Source organism: Streptomyces sp. NPDC048434, from assembly GCF_043200375.1.
Lineage (GTDB): Bacteria > Actinomycetota > Actinomycetes > Streptomycetales > Streptomycetaceae > Streptomyces.
Genome location: NZ_JBICXQ010000013.1, coordinates 41,886 through 58,540, shown reverse-complemented (window position 1 = coordinate 58,540; position 16,655 = coordinate 41,886). Strand labels below are relative to the sequence as shown.

The window sequence follows — 16,655 nt, the reverse complement described above, 5'->3', positions numbered from 1 at the left end:
CAAGCCACCGACGCACCGAGCCAACGAGGAAGGCAGTCCCAGCCATGGACACCGTGCTCCGCGACGTCCGCGTCATCGACGGGTCCGGCGGTCCGTCCTACCGCGCCGATGTCGCCCTGGCCGGCGGCCGGATCGCCGCGATCCACCGCGAGACGGACGGCGGCCCGCGCCCCGGCGCCGCCCGCGTGGTGGACGGCCAGGGCCTCGCCCTCTCCCCCGGCTTCATCGATATGCACGCCCACAGCGACCTCGCGCTGCTGCGTGACCCCGCACACGAGGCGAAGGCCGCCCAGGGCGTCACCCTCGAAGTCATCGGCCAGGACGGTCTGTCGTACGCGCCGGTCGACGAGCGGACCCTCGCCGAGATCCGGACCCAGATCACCGGCTGGAACGGCGGCGGCCCCAAGGACACGTCCGTCGACTTCACCTGGCGCACGGTCGGCGAATACCTCGACCGCCTCGACCACGGCTTCAACGGCCACGGCATCGCCGTCAACGCCGCCTACCTCATCCCGCAGGGCACCGTCCGGATGCTCGCCCTCGGCTGGGACGACCGCGCCGCCACCGCCGACGAGCTGACGCGGATGAAGCAGTTGGTCGCCGAGGGCCTGGAACAGGGCGCGGTGGGGCTCTCCTCCGGTCTGACCTACACCCCCGGCATGTACGCCTCCGACGCGGAACTGACCGAACTGTGCCGGGTGGTGGCCCACTACGACGGCTACTACTGCCCGCACCACCGCTCCTACGGGGCGGGCGCCCTCCAGGCGTACGAGGAGATGGTGGCCCTCACCCGCGAGGCCGGCTGTGCGCTGCATCTGGCGCACGCCACCATGAACTTCGGCGTCAACGAGGGCCGCGCGCCGGAACTGCTCTCGCTCCTGGACGGCGCGCTGGACGACGGCGCGGACATCACCCTCGACACCTACCCGTACACCCCCGGCTGTACGACCCTGGTCGCGATGCTGCCGAGCTGGGCGAGCGAGGGCGGTCCCGGGGCGATCCTGGCCCGCCTTCGCGACGATGCGACGGCCGAGCGGATCCGCCGGGTCATGGAGGTCGACGGGGCGGACGGCTGTCACGGGGTGCCCATCGAATGGGACACCATCGAGATCTCCGGTGTCTCGGACCCCGCTCTGGCCGGCTATGTCGGCAAGACCCTCGCCCGCAGCGCGGCGGAGCGCGGCGAGGAGCCGTGGGTGACCGCCCGGCGTCTGCTGACCGACGACCGCCTGGGCTCGACGATCCTGCAGCACGTCGGCCACGAGGACAACGTCCGCCGGATCATGCGCCACCGGGTGCACACCGGCGGCAGCGACGGCATCCTCCAGGGCCACAAGCCGCATCCGCGCGCGTACGGCACCTTCCCCCACTACCTCGGCAGGTACGTCCGCGAGCTGGGTGTGCTGTCGCTGGAGGAGTGCGTCGCCCATCTGACCGGCCGCCCGGCCGCCCGCCTGCGGCTCCCCGACCGCGGCCTCGTCCGCGAGGGCCACCGCGCCGACCTCGTCCTCTTCGACCCCGAAACGGTCGCCGCCGGATCCACCTTCGACGCCCCGCGCACCCCGCCCACCGGCCTCCCGCATGTGCTGATCGACGGCCGGTTCGTGATCGAGGACGGCCGGCGGACGGATGTCCTGGCGGGGCGGGCGGTACGGCGGACGGCGCCAGGCCGGGACTGAGGGTCAGGGGGGCCGGGGCCCTTCCTCCTCGGCCGCGCGCAGGACCAGCCGCTCGACCTCGGAGCTGCTGCTCGTCAGATGTGCCCGCAACTCCTGGACCGCCGCCATGCGTTCCGGAGTGACCCGGCCGGTGTAGAAGACCACCGGACCGTCGTGGCGGCCGTCGCGCCGCAGCCGTGCGACGTGCTCCAGGCCCTCGCGCGGATTGTCGCCCCGGTCGATGTCGGAGACGATCAGCGTCGGCGGCTCGACGGCAATGGCGGCGTCCGCGGCACCGGAATCCTCGGCGAGCCGCACCACCGCACCCGCCGCCCTGAAGGCGCTGACCAGGAACGCGTTGTTCCGCGGGTGATCGTCCACCCAGAGGATGTGCACGCCCCGCAACAGCGCGTCGCCCGGGGCGCCGCGGCCCGTCCCGCCGGCATCGTGCCGTACGCCCGACCCGACGGCTGCGCCCGAGGCGGGAGTGTCCGGAGGTAAGGGGCGGGATCCGGCTCCACGGCGGCCGGGAGCGCGGCCCCCGCACGCAGACGGAGCAGCAGCGCCTCGGACCGGGGCAGCGCCACCATGCCGTCGATCAGCGACGTGAACTCCTGGTCGGTCACCATGTCCGGGAATCCGCTGGGCAGTTGGCGCTCCAGCTGCCGCAGCGTCTCGTCCCGGCGGTCCATCTCCTGTTCCGGCAGATCGTGTTCCCGCAGGAACCGGGTCACCGCCGGCAGCTCCGCCGGGGGAATCGGCGCGGGTGCCCGCAGCAGCCGGCGCACCTGCCGGTAGGTACGGAACTCGGCGATCACATCGCCGGTGCCGGACCCGGCGGCCCCGGCCACCATCCGGTAGAAGTCGGGGTAGAAGTACTGCAGCAACAGCGTCCTGACCACCGCCTCGGTCGCGAAGTCGTCCCACATCGGATTGAGCGTCGCCTCCAGCACGAAGCCGTTCACCAGGCGCTTGATGCGGCGGGGGTTACGGGCCGAGCGCTCCGCGAGCATGCTGGTCAGCCGCTCGTCCAGAAGCTGGTCGATTCCGGCGGTCCGGGCACACCAGTCGATGTGTCGTCGTTGAGCAGTGCGAACGGGCCGGGCGACGCGGGCAGGGGCGTAGCGGCCGGTGTGGGGGCGAGCGGGGGTAAGTGCGCCGAGGTGGACATGCGCCCGGAGCGTAGCGAGCCACGCCCCCGCCCGCCGGGTCCCCGCGAAACCAGCAGCGCACACGAGAACCGCACACGCCCCCGCCACCACACGTCACTACGCGTGACACACCCCACACCCTCCGCTGACCAACGTGGGGAAAAACACCGGGCGGTCGCCGAAACGCGCCCGTAAGGTGGCGGACATGCAGGTGATCCAGTCAACGAAGCTCGCCAACGTCTGCTACGAAATCCGTGGCCCGGTGCTTGAGGAGGCCATGCGGCTGGAGGCGGCGGGTCACCGCATCCTCAAGCTCAACACCGGCAACCCGGCGGCGTTCGGCTTCGAGTGCCCGCCCGAGATCCTGGAGGACATCCTCCGCTCGGTCGGCACGGCACACGGCTACGGCGACGCGAAGGGCCTGCTCTCCGCCCGCCGCGCGGTGATGCAGCACTACCAGACCAAGGGCATCGAGCTCTCCGTCGACGACATCTACCTGGGCAACGGCGTCTCCGAGCTGATCCAGATGTCGATGCAGGCGCTGCTGGACGACGGCGACGAGGTGCTGGTCCCGGCCCCGGACTACCCGCTGTGGACGGCGTCGGTCTCGCTCTCCGGTGGCACGGCCGTGCACTACCGCTGTGACGAGCAGGCGGACTGGATGCCGGACCTCGCCGATATCGAGCGCAAGGTCACCGACCGCACCAAGGCCATCGTCGTCATCAACCCCAACAACCCCACGGGTGCCGTATACGACGACGAGCTGCTGCGGGGCATCGCGGAGATCGCCCGCCGGCACAACCTGATCGTCTGCGCCGACGAGATCTACGACAAGATCCTCTACGACGGCGTCACCCACACCCCGTTCGCCTCGCTCGCTCCTGACCTGCTGACCCTGACCTTCAACGGGTTGTCGAAGTCGTACCGGGTGGCGGGCTACCGCAGCGGCTGGATGGCGGTCTGCGGCCCCAAGGCGCATGCCGCCTCGTACATCGAGGGGCTGACGATCCTCGCCAATATGCGGCTGTGCGCCAACATGCCGGCCCAGCATGCGGTCGCCACGGCCCTCGGCGGCCGTCAGTCGATCAACGAACTGGTGCTGCCCGGCGGCCGGCTGCTGGAGCAGCGCGACACGGCGTACGAGCTGCTGACGCAGATCCCCGGCGTCAGCTGCGTCAAGCCGAAGGGTGCGCTGTACGCCTTCCCGCGGCTGGACCCGAACGTGTACAAGGTCAAGGACGACCGGCAGATGGTGCTGGATCTGCTGCGCGCCGAGAAGATCATGATTGTGCACGGCACCGGCTTCAACTGGCCGGAGCCGGATCACTTCCGCCTGGTCACGCTGCCCAGCAAGGACGATCTGACGGATGCCGTCACCCGCATCGGCTCCTTCCTGGACGGTTACGGACAGTACTGAGCCGAAGCAATTTCTATACGGACCACAACTTTAGACAATGTCTAAGCTAGGATGGTCTTCCAGACGCTTTCAGGAGGCCGTCCCATGTACGAACCGATCCGCACCAAGTCGGTCCACACCATGGCCGTCGCCCCGGAGATCCCGCACCGCTCCCGCGAGGAGGAGCTGGAGATCCGGCTCGCCGGCCAACTGACCGCGCTGCTCACCGTCACCGACGAGCTGCACGCCCTGGCGACGCGGGACGACAGCGCCGCACTGGACGACAGCGCGCTGGCCGTCGCGGCGGAGCGCATCGCCGAGCAGGTCGCGCGACTGAGCGGCGGCCACTATCCGCTGCGTGCCGAGCCCTCCGACGGCGGCAGCCCGTCCCGGACCGAGGCCCTGCACCAGCGCGCCCACACCCTGGCCGGAAACGCCCTGTCGGTCGCCACGTCCCGCGGTGACGCCGCGGCGATGGCCCTGGCCGCGGAGCGGATGGAGGCACACGCCGCACCGCTCCGGGATCTCGCCACTGCGTGAGCCGCGGGGGCCGCGCCCCGTCGGCCGCCCCGGCTCCCTGCCGCCGGCCCCGGCATCACTCCACCGGCCCATCCGGGCGGCCCCTCTTCAGTCGGCCGATGCCTCGCACCGGTCCACGGTCCAGGCCATCGCCCGGTCACTCAGCGAGAGGCCCAGACCCGGCCGGTCCGGTACGCACATCCGCCCGTCGCGCAGCTCCAGCCGCTCGTTGAACACCGGCTCCAGCCATTCGAAGTGCTCGACCCAGGCGGTCCCGGGGTAGGCCGCGGCCAGATGGAGATGGATCTCCATCGCGAAGTGCGGCGCCAGGCTCAGCCCCTTGTGGCCGGCGAGCGCCATCACCCGCAGAAACGGGGTGATCCCGCCGACCCGCGGCGCATCCGGCTGGATGAAGTCCGCCGCGCCCGCCTCGATCAGTCGGGTGTGCTCCTCGGCGCCGGTGAGCATCTCGCCGGTGGCCACCGGGGTGTCGAGCGACGCCGCGAGCGCGGCATGCCCCTCGACGTCGTACGCATCCAACGGCTCCTCGATCCAGGCCAGTTGGAACTGCTCCAGGGTCCGTCCCAACCGCTGGGCGGTGACCCGGTCCCACTGCTGATTGGCGTCCACCATCATCGGGACACCGTCGCCGAGATGACCGCGGACCGTCTCGACGCGCCGGAGGTCGGCCGCCGTGTCCGGCTGCCCCACCTTGATCTTGATGCCGCCGATGCCCCGCGCCAGCGCCGTATCGGCGTTCTCCAGGACCTGTTCGACCGGCGTGGACAGAAAGCCGCCGGAGGTGTTGTAGCAGGGCACGGCGGAGCGGTGGGCGCCGAGGAGCTTGGCGAGCGGCAGGCCCGCGCGCCGCGCCTTGAGGTCCCACAGGGCGATATCGAAGGCGGCGACCGCCTGAACGGCCAGTCCGCTGCGGCCCATCGAGGCACCGGCCCAGACCAGCTTCTGCCAGAGCCGGCCGGTGTCGCTGGGGTCCTCGCCGATCAGCTCCGGCGCTATCTCACGGGCATGCGCATACAGCCCGGGGCCGCCCGCCCGTTTCGCATAGCCGAAGCCCAGCCCCTCCAACCCCGCCTCGGTGACGATCCGCGCACAGACCAACGCGACCTCGGTGAGCGGTTTCTGCCGGCCCGTGAGCACCTTGGCGTCGCTGATCGGCTCCGGCAACGGGAGCCGGACGAAGGAAACGCCGACGGTCGCAATGCGATCAGTGCTGAGGCTCATGCCCCTCAGCCTCGACCGCAACCCCACACAGGGTCAAGAGTCCGAACATTGTTCATGGATGAGAACACTACGTGGCGGGGGCAGTGGCTTGGGATGGTGGCCTGAGGTGGAGGCGGGGACGGTGAGGGGGCCGGGGCGTGGGCGCAACGGATACGGGGACAGCGGCCAGGCACGGCGACGGGCACGGCGACGGGCCCCCGCCAACGAGCCGGGGCCCCGCACACCATGTGCGGGGCCCCGGCCGGGTGGTGAACGGTGCGATGGTCAGCCGAGCCGCTGGACCAGTGCGCGGTACTCGTCCCACAGCTCCTTCGGCGTGTGGTCACCGAAGGTGTTGAGGTGCTCGGGGATCAGCGCCGCCTCCTCGCGCCACACGTCCTTGTCGACGGTGAGCAGGAAGTCGAGGTCGGCGTCGTCGAGGTCCAGGCCCGCGGTGTCCAGCGCGGCCTTCGTGGGCAGCACGCCGATGGGGGTCTCGACGCCCTCGGCCGTGCCCTCCAGCCGCTCGACGATCCACTTGAGCACCCGGCCGTTCTCGCCGAAGCCGGGCCACACGAAGCGGCCCTTGTCGTCCTTGCGGAACCAGTTGACGTAGTAGATCTTCGGCAGCTTGGACTGGTCCTTGTCGGCACCGACCTTGACCCAATGGCCCATGTAGTCGCCCATGTTGTAGCCGCAGAACGGCAGCATGGCGAACGGGTCGCGGCGCAGCTCGCCGACCTTGCCCTCGGCCGCGGCGGTCTTCTCGCTGGCCACGTTGGCGCCGAGGAAGACGCCGTGCTGCCAGGTCAGCGACTCGGTCACCAGCGGTACGGCGCTGGCGCGGCGGCCGCCGAAGAGGATCGCCGAGATCGGCACGCCCTTGGGGTCCTCCCACTCGGGCGCGATGATCGGGCACTGGCCGGCCGGGACGGTGAAGCGGGCGTTGGGGTGGGCCGCCGGGGTCTCGGACTCCGGCGTCCAGTCGTTGCCCTTCCAGTCGGTCAGGTGAGCGGGCTTCTCCTCCGTCATGCCCTCCCACCAGACGTCGCCGTCGTCGGTGAGCGCGACGTTGGTGAAGACGGAGTTGCCCCACATCGTCTTCATCGCGTTGGCGTTGGTGTGCTCGCCGGTACCGGGCGCGACACCGAAGAAACCGGCCTCGGGGTTGATGGCGTAGAGGCGGCCGTCCTCGCCGAAGCGCATCCAGGCGATGTCGTCGCCGATGGTCTCGACGGTCCAGCCGGAGATCGTGGGCTCCAGCATCGCGAGGTTGGTCTTGCCGCAGGCGCTCGGGAAGGCGGCGGCGACGTACTTGGACTCGCCCTGCGGCGGGGTGAGTTTGAGGATCAGCATGTGCTCGGCGAGCCAGCCCTCGTCACGCGCCATGACGGAGGCGATACGCAGCGCGTAGCACTTCTTGCCGAGCAGGGCGTTGCCGCCGTAGCCCGAGCCGTACGACCAGATCTCGCGGTCCTCGGGGAAGTGCGAGATGTACTTGGTGGAGTTGCACGGCCACGGCACGTCGGCCTCACCCTCGGCCAGCGGCGCGCCGAGGGTGTGCACCGCCTTGACGTAGAAGCCGTCCTCACCGAGCTCGTCGAGCACCGGCTGCCCCATGCGCGTCATCGTGCGCATCGAGACCGCGACATAGGCGGAGTCGGTGATCTCCACGCCGATCGCGGAGAGCGGGGAGCCCAGCGGGCCCATGCAGAACGGGACGACGTACATCGTCCGGCCGCGCATCGAACCGCGGAAGACGCCCTGCTCGCCGACGAAGATCTCCCGCATCTCGGCGGGGGCCTTCCAGTGGTTGGTCGGGCCGGCGTCCTCCTCCTTCTCGGAGCAGATGAAGGTGCGGTCCTCGACGCGCGCCACGTCCGAGGGGTCGGAAGCCGCGTAGTAAGAGTTGGGGCGCTTGATCGGGTCGAGCTTCTTGAACGTGCCCTTGTCGACGAGCTCCTCGCACAGCCGCTCGTACTCCGCCTCCGAGCCGTCACACCAGACGACCCGGTCGGGCTGGGTGAGCGCTGCGATCTCGTCGACCCAGGTGGTGAGTCCCTGGTGACGGGTCGGAATGGGAGAGGGAGCCGCGTTGTCGCGCGCCACGATCGCTCCTAGATGAGGGTGTGGACGGATTTATGCCCGTTTTGCCGGGAAATCCGCATCTTTTGTTTGCCTGCCCCTTGGGGGCCGCGACCCGGATGCTTCGTGACCGCTCATCCGGTGCCGACCGCACTCATTTGATCATCCGACCCGAATAGGGTTCTGTCCAGAGGGCGCCTTCGTGACCGTCACCACTTCGGCACGAATCCGTAACTTACGGTCGCGTAGGTAGCATTGCTCCATGACTTCCGCGCCCGACGCCGCCGAGAGCCAGCCCTCCTCCGCGCCGCCCGCGATCGCGGCGGTCGCCGCCGCGGCCGCGCCACTCAAGCCCAAACTGCGCGGCTGGCTGCATGCCGGAATGTTCCCCGCCGTCCTCCTCTCCGGGGTCATACTGACGGCCCTCGCCGACAGTCCCAGAGGCCGTCTGGCCTGCGCCATCTTCACCATGACCGCCTGCCTGCTCTTCGGGGTCAGCGCCCTTTACCACCGGGGCAACTGGGGTCCGCGGGCCGACGGCGTGCTGCGCCGGCTCGATCACGCCAACATCTTCCTGATCATCGCGGGCACCTATACGCCGCTGACGATGCTGCTCATGCCCGGTTCCCGCGGTCAGGCGCTGCTCTGGGCGGTCTGGGTGGCCGCACTGGCCGGCATCGCCTTCCGGGTCTTCTGGGTCGGCGCCCCACGCTGGCTCTACACCCCCTGCTACATCGCGATGGGCTGGGCCGCGGTCTTCTTCCTGCCCGACTTTCTGCACACCGGCGGCGTCGCCGTCCTGGTGCTGGTCATCGTCGGCGGGCTGCTCTACAGCGCGGGCGGCGTGATCTACGGGATCAAGCGCCCCAACCCCTCACCTCGGTGGTTCGGCTTCCACGAGGTCTTTCACTCCTTGACCCTGGCGGCCTTCGTCGTGCACTACGTCGGCATCTCCTTGGTGGCCTATTCGCACACCTGAGGCGCCCCGGCCCGAGCGGCCGGCACCCCGCGACCCCCCGCGCCACCGTGGCCGCGGCCCCTGAGGCCGCGGCCATTTGCCGTGCCTGACGCACACGAGACGCATCCACACACCCCCGAGATTCACTGACAGTAATCGCTGTACTCCACATCGTGACACACCCGGCAGGCAGCTGACCTTCGGCAAATAATTGACAGTCTCAATCTTTTGAGAGTTACTGTCATTTGAAGCCGACCGTTGGCTTTTCGGTGTTCTCTCGGACCTGACTCTCAGAGGTGTGCCATGACATCGCAGACCGACCGGCCACTCACCCCGGCCGCGGCCGGCCCGGCACCATCGGCGTCCGCGCCGCCCGGCCCCCGTCGCTGGTGGGCCCTCGGCGCTCTCGTCGCCGCCATGCTCGTCCTCGGTTTCGACACGACGATCCTCAATGTCGCGCTGCCGACGATGGCCGGGCAGCTCGGCGCCGACACCGGGCAGCAGCAGTGGATCGCCGACGCCTACACCGTGGTGCTGGCCGCCCTGATGCTCCCCGCCGGGCTCCTCGGCGACAGGTTCGGCCGCCGCCGGATGCTGATCACCGGACTCGGGATCTTCCTGGTCGGCTCGCTGCTCGGCACCCTCGTCGACAGCCCCGAACTCGTCATCGCCGCCCGCGCGGTGATGGGGATCGGCGCGGCGCTGATCATGCCGCTGGCGATGTCCGTACTGCCCTCGCTCTTCGGGCCCGGCGAGCGGTCCGCCGCCGTGGGTGCGATCTCCGCCGCGGCCGCGCTCGGCATGCCGCTCGGGCCGCTCGTCGGCGGCTGGCTGCTGGACCACTTCTGGTGGGGCGCGGTCTTCTTCGTGAACGTCCCGCTGGTCGTGATCGGCATCGCCGCCTGCCTCTTTCTGCTCCCCGAAACGAGCGACCCGACATCCCCGGAGGTCGACGCGCTCTCGGCCGTGCTCACCGTCGCGGGGCTCGGCGCCCTGGTGTTCGGCATCATCGAGGCGCCCGCACGCGGCTGGGGCGACCCGCGCGTGGTGACCGCGCTGACCGCATCCGTCGCCCTGCTCACCGGCCTGGTGCTGCGCGGCCGCCGCCTGGCACGGCCGATGCTCGATCTGCGGCTGCTGCGCGGCCGCAGCTTCCTCTGGAACACCGTCGCGGCGTCGCTGGGCACCCTGGTGCTCTCCGGCCTGATGTTCCTGCTCCCCCAGTACCTGCAGGCCGTACGGGGACACGACGCATTCGGCACCGGGCTGCGGATGCTGCCGATGATGGCCGGGCTGCTGATCGCGGCCAAGGGGAGCGGTGCGCTCGCCGGGCGCACCGGTCCGCGCCCCGTCATCACCGGCGGCCTGCTCGTCCTGGCCGCGGCGGCCTTCCTCGGCGCCACCACGGAGGTGCACGACGGCTACGGCCACACCGCCCTGTGGCTGTCCCTCGCGGGTATCGGCTTCGGCTTCGCCATGGTCCCCGCCATGGACGCCGCGCTGGGCGCGCTGCCACCGGAGCGGGCCGGCAGCGGCTCCGGACTCCTCATGACCGTGCGGCAGTTCGGCGGTGCGCTCGGGGTGGCGCTGCTCGGCAGCCTGCTCGCCGGCGCGTACGGCGACCGGCTCGACACCGCCGGTCTGCCCGCACCGGCCGCCGAAGCGGCCGGTGATTCGGTCGTGGCCGCCCACCTGGTGGCCGGCCGGATCGGCTCGCCCCACCTGGCCGCCGCCGCGAACAGCGCGTTCGTGCACGGCATGAGCCTCGTCCTGCTGATGTGCGGCATCGCGGCCCTGGCGGCGGCGCTGCTGACGGCCGTCTTCCTGCCCAACCCGCGTACAGGGCGCCGTGCCCGCACGGACCCGGCCGTGGCCCCCGGGACACCTGATGCCTGACAATGACGTCCATGGCCGCACGTACATCTGCCACCACACCGCCCGGGACGCCGAAGGTCGGGCTGCGGGAGCGGAAGAAGATCCAGACCCGGCAAGCGATCCGGCGGGCCGCCTACCGGCTCTTCGAGGAGCAGGGGTACGACGCGACCCCCGTCGATCAGATCGCCGAGGCCGCGGATGTCTCGCCGAGCACGGTCTTCCGCTACTTCCCCACCAAGGAAGACATCGTGCTCACGGACGAGTACGACGCCGTGCTGGAGACCGGGCTCCGGGCGCGCCCCGCGGGCGAGCCGATGGTCGAGTCGATGCGGCAGGTCACCATCGAGGCGCTGCGCAAGATCACGGAGGAGGACCGCACCGAACTCGTCCAGCGCGTCCGGCTGATCCGTGAGGTGCCCGCCATCCGGGGCCGGACGGCGGAGAACACCGCACGGGACGCGAAGATGCTCGCCGCGGTACTGGCGGAACGCTCCGGCCGCCCGGCCGACGACCTGGAACTACGGGTGGTCATCGGCGCGATCCTGGCCGGGCTCCAGGAGGCGATGCTGAGCTGGGTCGAGGACGGCCAGACCACCGACCTGGAGGATCTGATCCACCGGACGATGGACGTACTGGCGCGGGGCCTCACCCTCTGAGGGCGGGGGCGGCCGGGGGCGGAGCGCCGTCCAGCCTGAAGACCGGGCCGCTGTCCGCTCCGGCGCGTCCCCCGGCGCCCGGCTCCTGCGGCGCGCACGACTCCCCCGGCGCGCACGGCCCGCTCAGTCGCGCGGCGAGCCGCGCCCGTAGCTGCGACAACCGCTCGATGCGGGCGTCCAGGTCGGCGAGCCGGCGCCGGGCCACCGCTTCGGCAGCCGCACTGCACTCCGAGCGGGGGTCCTTCGGGAGGAGATCCGGTCCTTCGCCGGGCGCCATGGTGCGCAGCAGATGCGCGCAGGCCCGGACATCGCCGACCGTCAGCCCCGCCTCCCGCAGTTCGCGTACGGCCTGGAGCCGGCGGATGTCCTCCGCGTCGTACTCCCGGTGCCCCGACGGCGTGCGACGGGCCGTCACCAGCCCCCGCTGCTCGTAGTAGCGCAGCGTGCGCGGTGTCATGCCGGTGGCCGCTGCGGCGTCCCCGATGCGCATCTGTCCTCCCGTTACGGCACCCGGCCCGTGCCCGCCGGGCCCGGTCGGCCGTTCTCGTGCAGTACACCTTCGATGCCTGCCGCCCCGTACAGCAGGTCCTCGTCCGCGCCGAACGCGCCGACGAGCTGGAGCCCTAGCGGCAGCCCGTCGGCGGCGTGGCCGGCGGGCAGGCTGACGGACGGCAGCCCGGCGTTGCTCCATGGCAGGCACATGATCGAGGTGCCGGTGGTGCTCAGGTCCGCGGGCGCCGGACCCGTGGCCGACGGGGCGATCCACACGTCGATGCCGGCCGCTGCCCCGTCCGCCGCGAGCCGTTCCCGGAACGCGGCGCGCCGTACCCGGGCCGTCCAGTAGGCGGTGTCCCCGATCGCCTGCCCCTGACGGATGGCGGCCGTGGTCTCCTCCCGGTAGCGGTCGCCGAAGCGCGCGAACCAGTCGGTGTGGGCCCGCGCGACCTCGTAGCGGTTCATCGTGAACAGCTGCTCCACGATCTGCTCGAAGTCGTCCATCACCGGCACCTCGCGCACCGTGTAACCGGCCGACCGCAGCAGCTCCCGCTGCTCCGTGAAGGCCGCCAGCGCCTCGTCACCGGCCCGCTCCAGATACGGGCCGGCCGGCACGCCCAGCACCGGACGCCGGGTCCGCCCCGCCGGCCCCGGCACCTCGTCCGCCCCGTCCTGCCACCCGTCGCAGAGCACCGAGGCGGCAAGCGCGACACCCGCCACGTCCGTGGCGTAGCACCCGAGGGTGTCGAAACTGAGGGCGTTGGGGATCACCCCGTCGACGGGTATCCGCCCGTGGCTCGGCTTGAAGCCGACCACTCCGCAGTACGCGGCGGGGCGGATCATCGAGCCGACGGTCTGCGTCCCGATGGCCAGCGACACCATCCCGGCGGCGACCGCGGCGGCCGATCCGCTGCTCGAACCACCGGGCGTGTGGGCCGGGTTGTGCGGGTTACGGGTCGGGCCCGGCGCGGTGACCGCGAACTCCGCGGTCACGGTCTTGCCCGCGATCAGCGCGCCGGCGGCGCACAGCCGGTCGATGACGGTGGCCTGCGGACCGCCGAGCACCTCCGGGGGCAGCGCCGAGCCCGCGCGGGTGGGCAGACCGTCGACGTGCACGATGTCCTTGATGCCGACCGGGACGCCGTACAGGGCGGGCCGGTCGGCGGGCTCCGGCGGGCCGGCCGCCGTCCGCTGCCGGGCCGCCTCCAGGAGCCGCGTACGCCGCCCCGGCTCGGGCACGAACGCCCGCACCTGCGGGTCGATGGCGTCGATACGGTCGCACGACCGGTGCACCGCGTCGACCGGGTCGTCCGCGTCGGCCCGTAGCGCCGCGGCTTCCTGGACAAGGGATCGCTGCCGGAGCAAGGTCGTCACTCCTGCAGGCTACAACCGGGGTCGGACAACGGCGGAGGAATCACCTGTGGCCGCGACGCCCGGCGCCGTCCTCACAACTCCACGACCACGGCGCCCAGATGACGCCCCTCGGTCAGCTCGCGCAGGGCACGCGGCGCCTGCTCGATGCCCTGCAGCCGGGCGTGCGGGAAGGTGAGGGTGCCCGCGCGCAGCCCCTCGCCGAACCGCCGGTTCCACTCCGGGATCACGTCCAGGTGGTCGTACAGGGCGACACCGCGCACGGTGATGCTGCGGGAGAGCAGCGAGAGGCTGTCGACCTCGATCGTGGTGGCCTTGCCGTCCTCGGCGAGCTGGCTGGACAGCGACCCGACGATGGCGAGCCGGGCGCCCCTCCTGGCGACGGCGAGGGCGGCCTGCAGCTGCTCGCCGCCCACGTTGTCGAAGAGCGCGTCAATGCCCTCCGGGGCGGCCGTGCGCAACTGCTCCTCGATGGGGCCCGCGCCACGGATCACCACGGCGTCATAGCCGAGTTCCTTGATCAGCCGGTCCGCCTTCGCCTGCGATCCCGTACTGCCGATGACCCGGGCGGCGCCGCGCAGCCGGGCGATCTGGCCCGCCAGCGAACCCACACCGCCCGCCGCCCCCGTGACGAAGACCGTGTCGCCGGGGTGTACCTCGGCGCCGCGCACCACGCCCATCCAGGCGGTGGGGCCCTGCGAGAGGTAGGCGGCCGGGTCGGGCAGCAGGCCGGGGTCGAGCCGGTGCGCCTGGTCGGCGTCCACCACGGCGTATTCGCGCCAGCCGAGGCGGTGCTCCACCAGGTCGCCGGGGTTGAGGTCGGTCCCCGGGGCGGCGACCACCTCGCCGATGGCCGAGCCGTTCAGCGGCTCACCGACCACGTAGGAGGGCATCGGCACCTCGCTGGTCTCGTTCATCAGCGTGCGCATCACGGCGGCGACGCCCATCAGGGTGTTGCGTACCAGCACCTGGCCGGGCACAGGTTCCGGGACCGGCACCTCCACGATCTCGAAGAGGTCATCGGTGACCGGCCCCTGAGGGCGGGCGGCCAAGCGGACTTCGCGGTGTGTGCGATTCGACATACCCCCGAGGCTAAAACTTGACGCGCGCGTCAATGTCAATCCGGTCACCGGTCCACAGGACTGGTGGCGGGGCCCCTGGGAGGGCCGCTGTGCCGGACGCCCCGGGAGCCCCGCCGTCGTCACCTCATCCCCGGAGCCGCTCCATCAGCTCCTCCGGGTCGGTCGTCGGCCGCTCGCAGGTGAAGTGGCGGCAGACATAGGCGGCCGGTTTGCCGTCGACCAGGGGGCGGTCCTGGAGGAGCGGCACCTCGTCGGCCCCGGGCTCGCCCAGCGCGGTGACCGCCCCCGGGGCGGTGCCGAGCAGTGCGGCGCGGTGCAGCGCGACGGTGGCCGGATCGCCCTGCGGGCCGACGACGGCGACCTCGCGCGGGCCGTCGAGCGCGGCCTCGGCGACGGCCAGCCCCCATCCGATGAAGCGCGGTGCCCGGCCGCCGAGCGCGGTGACGATGCCCAGGGCCCGCTCCGCGGCGCTCCGGTGCAGGTCGCTGCCGGTCAGCGCCGCGTACGACAGCAGGGCACCGGCCGCCGCGGTCCACCCGGAGGGCGTCGCGTTGTCGGTCGGGTCCTGGGGGCGGCGGATCAGGGCCTCGGCGTCGGCCGCTGTGTCGTAGAGCGCGCCGTCCTCGGTGGTGAACTGCAGCAGCACGGTGTCCAGGAAGAAGCCCGCGAACTCCACCCAGACGCCCTCACCGGTGACCGAGGCCAGGGTGAGGAAGCCCTCCGCCACATTGGCGTAGTCCTCCAGGACGCCGGAGTTGGCGCCGGGCGTCCCGTCGCGGGAGGTGCGGTGCAGCCGGGCATGCCAGTCCATGTGGGCGCGTACCAGCAGATCGGCGGCGTCGGTGGCGGCCTGGATCAGGTCCGGCCGGTCGAAGTAGGCACCGGTCTCGGCGAGCGCGGCGATGGCCAGCCCGTTCCAGGAGGCGACGACCTTGTCGTCCCGGCCGGGGCGCGGCCGCTCCTCCCGCGCCGCGAGCAGCCGCTGCTTGACGGAGGCCATCCGTTCGGCGTCCACCGGGTCTTCGGTTTCCGGGAGTTGGAGGACCGAGGCGCCCTCCTCGAAGGTCCCCTCCTCGGTGACGCCGAAGCAGCCGGCGGCGAATTCCGCGTCCTTCTCGCCCAGTACGGCGCGCAGCTGCTCGGGCGTCCAGACGTAGTAGGCGCCCTCGACATGCCTGCCGGTACCCGAGCCGTCGTCGCTGTCCGCGTCCAGTGCGGAGGCAAAACCGCCCTGCTCGGTGCGCAGTTCGCGGACCATGAAGTCGGCGGTCTCGACGGCGATCCGGCGGGCCAGGTCCGAGTCCGTGGACCGCCACAGGTGGGCGTAGGTCCGGCACAGCAGGGCGTTGTCGTAGAGCATCTTCTCGAAGTGCGGCACGGTCCAGGTGGCATCCACCGCATAGCGCGCGAAACCGCCGCCGAGCTGGTCGTAGATGCCGCCGCGGGCCATCGCCGCACAGGTCCCCTGCACCATTTCCAGCGCCCCGGCGGAGCCGGTGCGGGCGTGGTGGCGGAGCAGGAACTCCAGCACCATGGACGGCGGGAACTTGGGCGCGCCGCCGAACCCGCCGTGCACCGCGTCGAATTCGCGGGTCAGGCCCATCAGGGCGCTGTGCAGCTCCTCGGGGCGCGGTGGCCGCCGGTCCGCGGGCAGCGACTCGGTCAGGGACCGTCCGGCCAGGTCGGCGACGATCCGGCCGGCGACCTCGCCGACCTCCTCGCGCCGGTCGGCCCAGGCGCTGCGCACCCCCTCCAGGATCTGCTCGAAGGACGGCATGCCGTGGCGGGGCTCGGGCGGGAAGTACGTACCGAAGTAGAAGGGCTCGGCGTCGGGGGTGAGGAAGACGGTCATCGGCCAGCCGCCCTGGCCGGTGGCGGCCTGCACGGCCTCCATGTAGACGGCGTCGACGTCGGGGCGTTCCTCACGGTCGACCTTGACCGCCACGAAATGCTCGTTGAGCAGCGCGGCAGTGGCCGGGTCCTCGAAGCTTTCGTGAGCCATCACATGACACCAGTGGCACGAGCTGTAGCCGACGCTGAGCAGTACCGGCACACCGCGCCGCCGCGCCTCCTCGAATGCGTCGGTGGACCACGGCCACCAGTCGACCGGGTTGTCGGCGTGCTGGAGCAGATAGGGGGAAGTCTCATGAGCCAGGCGGTTCGGCATGGGGCCATCCTCTCCCAATGA

General features: G+C 71.5%; 14 protein-coding genes. 6 read left to right on the top strand and 8 right to left on the bottom strand.

Features of this window, described 5'->3' with window-relative positions:
• The first annotated feature begins 44 nt into the window (after nucleotides 1-44).
• A complete protein-coding gene (locus tag ACGFWI_RS17180) occupies nucleotides 45-1,679 on the top strand; it encodes an amidohydrolase family protein (protein WP_393906771.1) in 1,635 nt (544 codons plus the stop codon).
• 3 nt (nucleotides 1,680-1,682) lie between these two features.
• Here ACGFWI_RS17180 and ACGFWI_RS17175 read toward each other — a convergent pair whose 3' ends face one another.
• Together ACGFWI_RS17175 and ACGFWI_RS17170 are read right to left on the bottom strand one after the other, a co-directional pair.
• Nucleotides 1,683-2,009 (bottom strand): hypothetical protein, encoded by a 327-nt coding sequence (locus tag ACGFWI_RS17175; protein WP_393906913.1) that lies wholly within the window; start codon nucleotides 2,007-2,009, stop codon nucleotides 1,683-1,685.
• Nucleotides 1,913-2,671, bottom strand: coding sequence for a hypothetical protein (locus ACGFWI_RS17170; RefSeq protein ID WP_393906770.1), 759 nt, complete (start codon nucleotides 2,669-2,671; stop codon nucleotides 1,913-1,915). Before ACGFWI_RS17170 ends, ACGFWI_RS17175 begins: the two co-directional genes overlap by 97 nt.
• A gap of 343 nt (nucleotides 2,672-3,014) precedes the next feature.
• Here ACGFWI_RS17170 and ACGFWI_RS17165 point away from each other — a divergent pair, with 343 nt between their 5' ends.
• Both ACGFWI_RS17165 and ACGFWI_RS17160 read left to right on the top strand, forming a co-directional pair.
• Nucleotides 3,015-4,226 (top strand): pyridoxal phosphate-dependent aminotransferase, encoded by a 1,212-nt coding sequence (locus ACGFWI_RS17165; protein WP_393906769.1) that lies wholly within the window; start codon nucleotides 3,015-3,017, stop codon nucleotides 4,224-4,226.
• 84 nt (nucleotides 4,227-4,310) lie between these two features.
• Complete coding sequence (locus tag ACGFWI_RS17160) at nucleotides 4,311-4,745, top strand: hypothetical protein (RefSeq protein WP_393906768.1); 435 nt, start codon at nucleotides 4,311-4,313, stop codon at nucleotides 4,743-4,745.
• 87 nt (nucleotides 4,746-4,832) lie between these two features.
• On the opposite strand, the gene ACGFWI_RS17155 is transcribed toward ACGFWI_RS17160, so the two are convergent.
• Nucleotides 4,833-5,966, bottom strand: coding sequence for a mandelate racemase/muconate lactonizing enzyme family protein (locus ACGFWI_RS17155; protein ID WP_393906767.1), 1,134 nt, complete (start codon nucleotides 5,964-5,966; stop codon nucleotides 4,833-4,835).
• Between the two features lie 264 nt (nucleotides 5,967-6,230).
• A complete protein-coding gene (locus ACGFWI_RS17150; protein ID WP_393906766.1) occupies nucleotides 6,231-8,054 on the bottom strand; it encodes a phosphoenolpyruvate carboxykinase (GTP) in 1,824 nt (607 codons plus the stop codon).
• A 238-nt stretch (nucleotides 8,055-8,292) separates the two neighbouring features.
• Here ACGFWI_RS17150 and ACGFWI_RS17145 point away from each other — a divergent pair, with 238 nt between their 5' ends.
• From ACGFWI_RS17145 to ACGFWI_RS17135, 3 genes are all read left to right on the top strand, one after another.
• Nucleotides 8,293-9,009 carry a hemolysin III family protein gene (locus ACGFWI_RS17145; RefSeq protein ID WP_393906765.1) on the top strand — a complete coding sequence of 239 codons (717 nt, stop codon included), beginning with the start codon at nucleotides 8,293-8,295 and terminating at the stop codon, nucleotides 9,007-9,009.
• A gap of 282 nt (nucleotides 9,010-9,291) precedes the next feature.
• Nucleotides 9,292-10,884, top strand: a complete 1,593-nt coding sequence (locus tag ACGFWI_RS17140) for a DHA2 family efflux MFS transporter permease subunit (RefSeq protein WP_393906764.1) — start codon at nucleotides 9,292-9,294, stop codon at nucleotides 10,882-10,884.
• A gap of 2 nt (nucleotides 10,885-10,886) precedes the next feature.
• Nucleotides 10,887-11,519, top strand: coding sequence for a TetR/AcrR family transcriptional regulator (locus ACGFWI_RS17135; RefSeq protein ID WP_393906763.1), 633 nt, complete (start codon nucleotides 10,887-10,889; stop codon nucleotides 11,517-11,519).
• Here the strand turns inward: ACGFWI_RS17135 and ACGFWI_RS17130 are convergent.
• The 4 genes from ACGFWI_RS17130 to ACGFWI_RS17115 form a co-directional block, all read right to left on the bottom strand.
• The gene (locus ACGFWI_RS17130; protein ID WP_393906762.1) at nucleotides 11,509-12,009 is read right to left on the bottom strand and encodes a MerR family transcriptional regulator; all 501 of its coding nucleotides are present in this window, start codon (nucleotides 12,007-12,009) and stop codon (nucleotides 11,509-11,511) included. The two genes, ACGFWI_RS17135 and ACGFWI_RS17130, sit on opposite strands and share 11 nt — an antisense overlap.
• A gap of 11 nt (nucleotides 12,010-12,020) precedes the next feature.
• The gene (locus tag ACGFWI_RS17125; RefSeq protein WP_393906761.1) at nucleotides 12,021-13,388 is read right to left on the bottom strand and encodes an amidase; all 1,368 of its coding nucleotides are present in this window, start codon (nucleotides 13,386-13,388) and stop codon (nucleotides 12,021-12,023) included.
• Between the two features lie 71 nt (nucleotides 13,389-13,459).
• The gene (locus ACGFWI_RS17120; protein ID WP_393906760.1) at nucleotides 13,460-14,467 is read right to left on the bottom strand and encodes an MDR family NADP-dependent oxidoreductase; all 1,008 of its coding nucleotides are present in this window, start codon (nucleotides 14,465-14,467) and stop codon (nucleotides 13,460-13,462) included.
• A 124-nt stretch (nucleotides 14,468-14,591) separates the two neighbouring features.
• A complete protein-coding gene (locus ACGFWI_RS17115; RefSeq protein WP_393906759.1) occupies nucleotides 14,592-16,634 on the bottom strand; it encodes a thioredoxin domain-containing protein in 2,043 nt (680 codons plus the stop codon).
• Nucleotides 16,635-16,655: the final 21 nt, after the last annotated feature.

Excerpts from the sequence above, each read along its gene's own strand:
- ACGFWI_RS17160 (WP_393906768.1), top strand. The coding sequence starts at position 4,311 with ATGTACGAACCGATCCGCACCAAGTCGGTCCACACCATGGCCGTCGCC.
- ACGFWI_RS17145 (WP_393906765.1), top strand. The coding sequence starts at position 8,293 with ATGACTTCCGCGCCCGACGCCGCCGAGAGCCAGCCCTCCTCCGCGCCG.
- ACGFWI_RS17165 (WP_393906769.1), top strand. The coding sequence starts at position 3,015 with ATGCAGGTGATCCAGTCAACGAAGCTCGCCAACGTCTGCTACGAAATC.
- ACGFWI_RS17140 (WP_393906764.1), top strand. The coding sequence starts at position 9,292 with ATGACATCGCAGACCGACCGGCCACTCACCCCGGCCGCGGCCGGCCCG.
- ACGFWI_RS17180 (WP_393906771.1), top strand. The coding sequence starts at position 45 with ATGGACACCGTGCTCCGCGACGTCCGCGTCATCGACGGGTCCGGCGGT.
- ACGFWI_RS17130 (WP_393906762.1), bottom strand. The coding sequence starts at position 12,009 with ATGCGCATCGGGGACGCCGCAGCGGCCACCGGCATGACACCGCGCACG.
- ACGFWI_RS17155 (WP_393906767.1), bottom strand. The coding sequence starts at position 5,966 with ATGAGCCTCAGCACTGATCGCATTGCGACCGTCGGCGTTTCCTTCGTC.
- ACGFWI_RS17135 (WP_393906763.1), top strand. The coding sequence starts at position 10,887 with ATGACGTCCATGGCCGCACGTACATCTGCCACCACACCGCCCGGGACG.
- ACGFWI_RS17120 (WP_393906760.1), bottom strand. The coding sequence starts at position 14,467 with ATGTCGAATCGCACACACCGCGAAGTCCGCTTGGCCGCCCGCCCTCAG.
- ACGFWI_RS17115 (WP_393906759.1), bottom strand. The coding sequence starts at position 16,634 with ATGCCGAACCGCCTGGCTCATGAGACTTCCCCCTATCTGCTCCAGCAC.
- ACGFWI_RS17170 (WP_393906770.1), bottom strand. The coding sequence starts at position 2,671 with ATGCTCGCGGAGCGCTCGGCCCGTAACCCCCGCCGCATCAAGCGCCTG.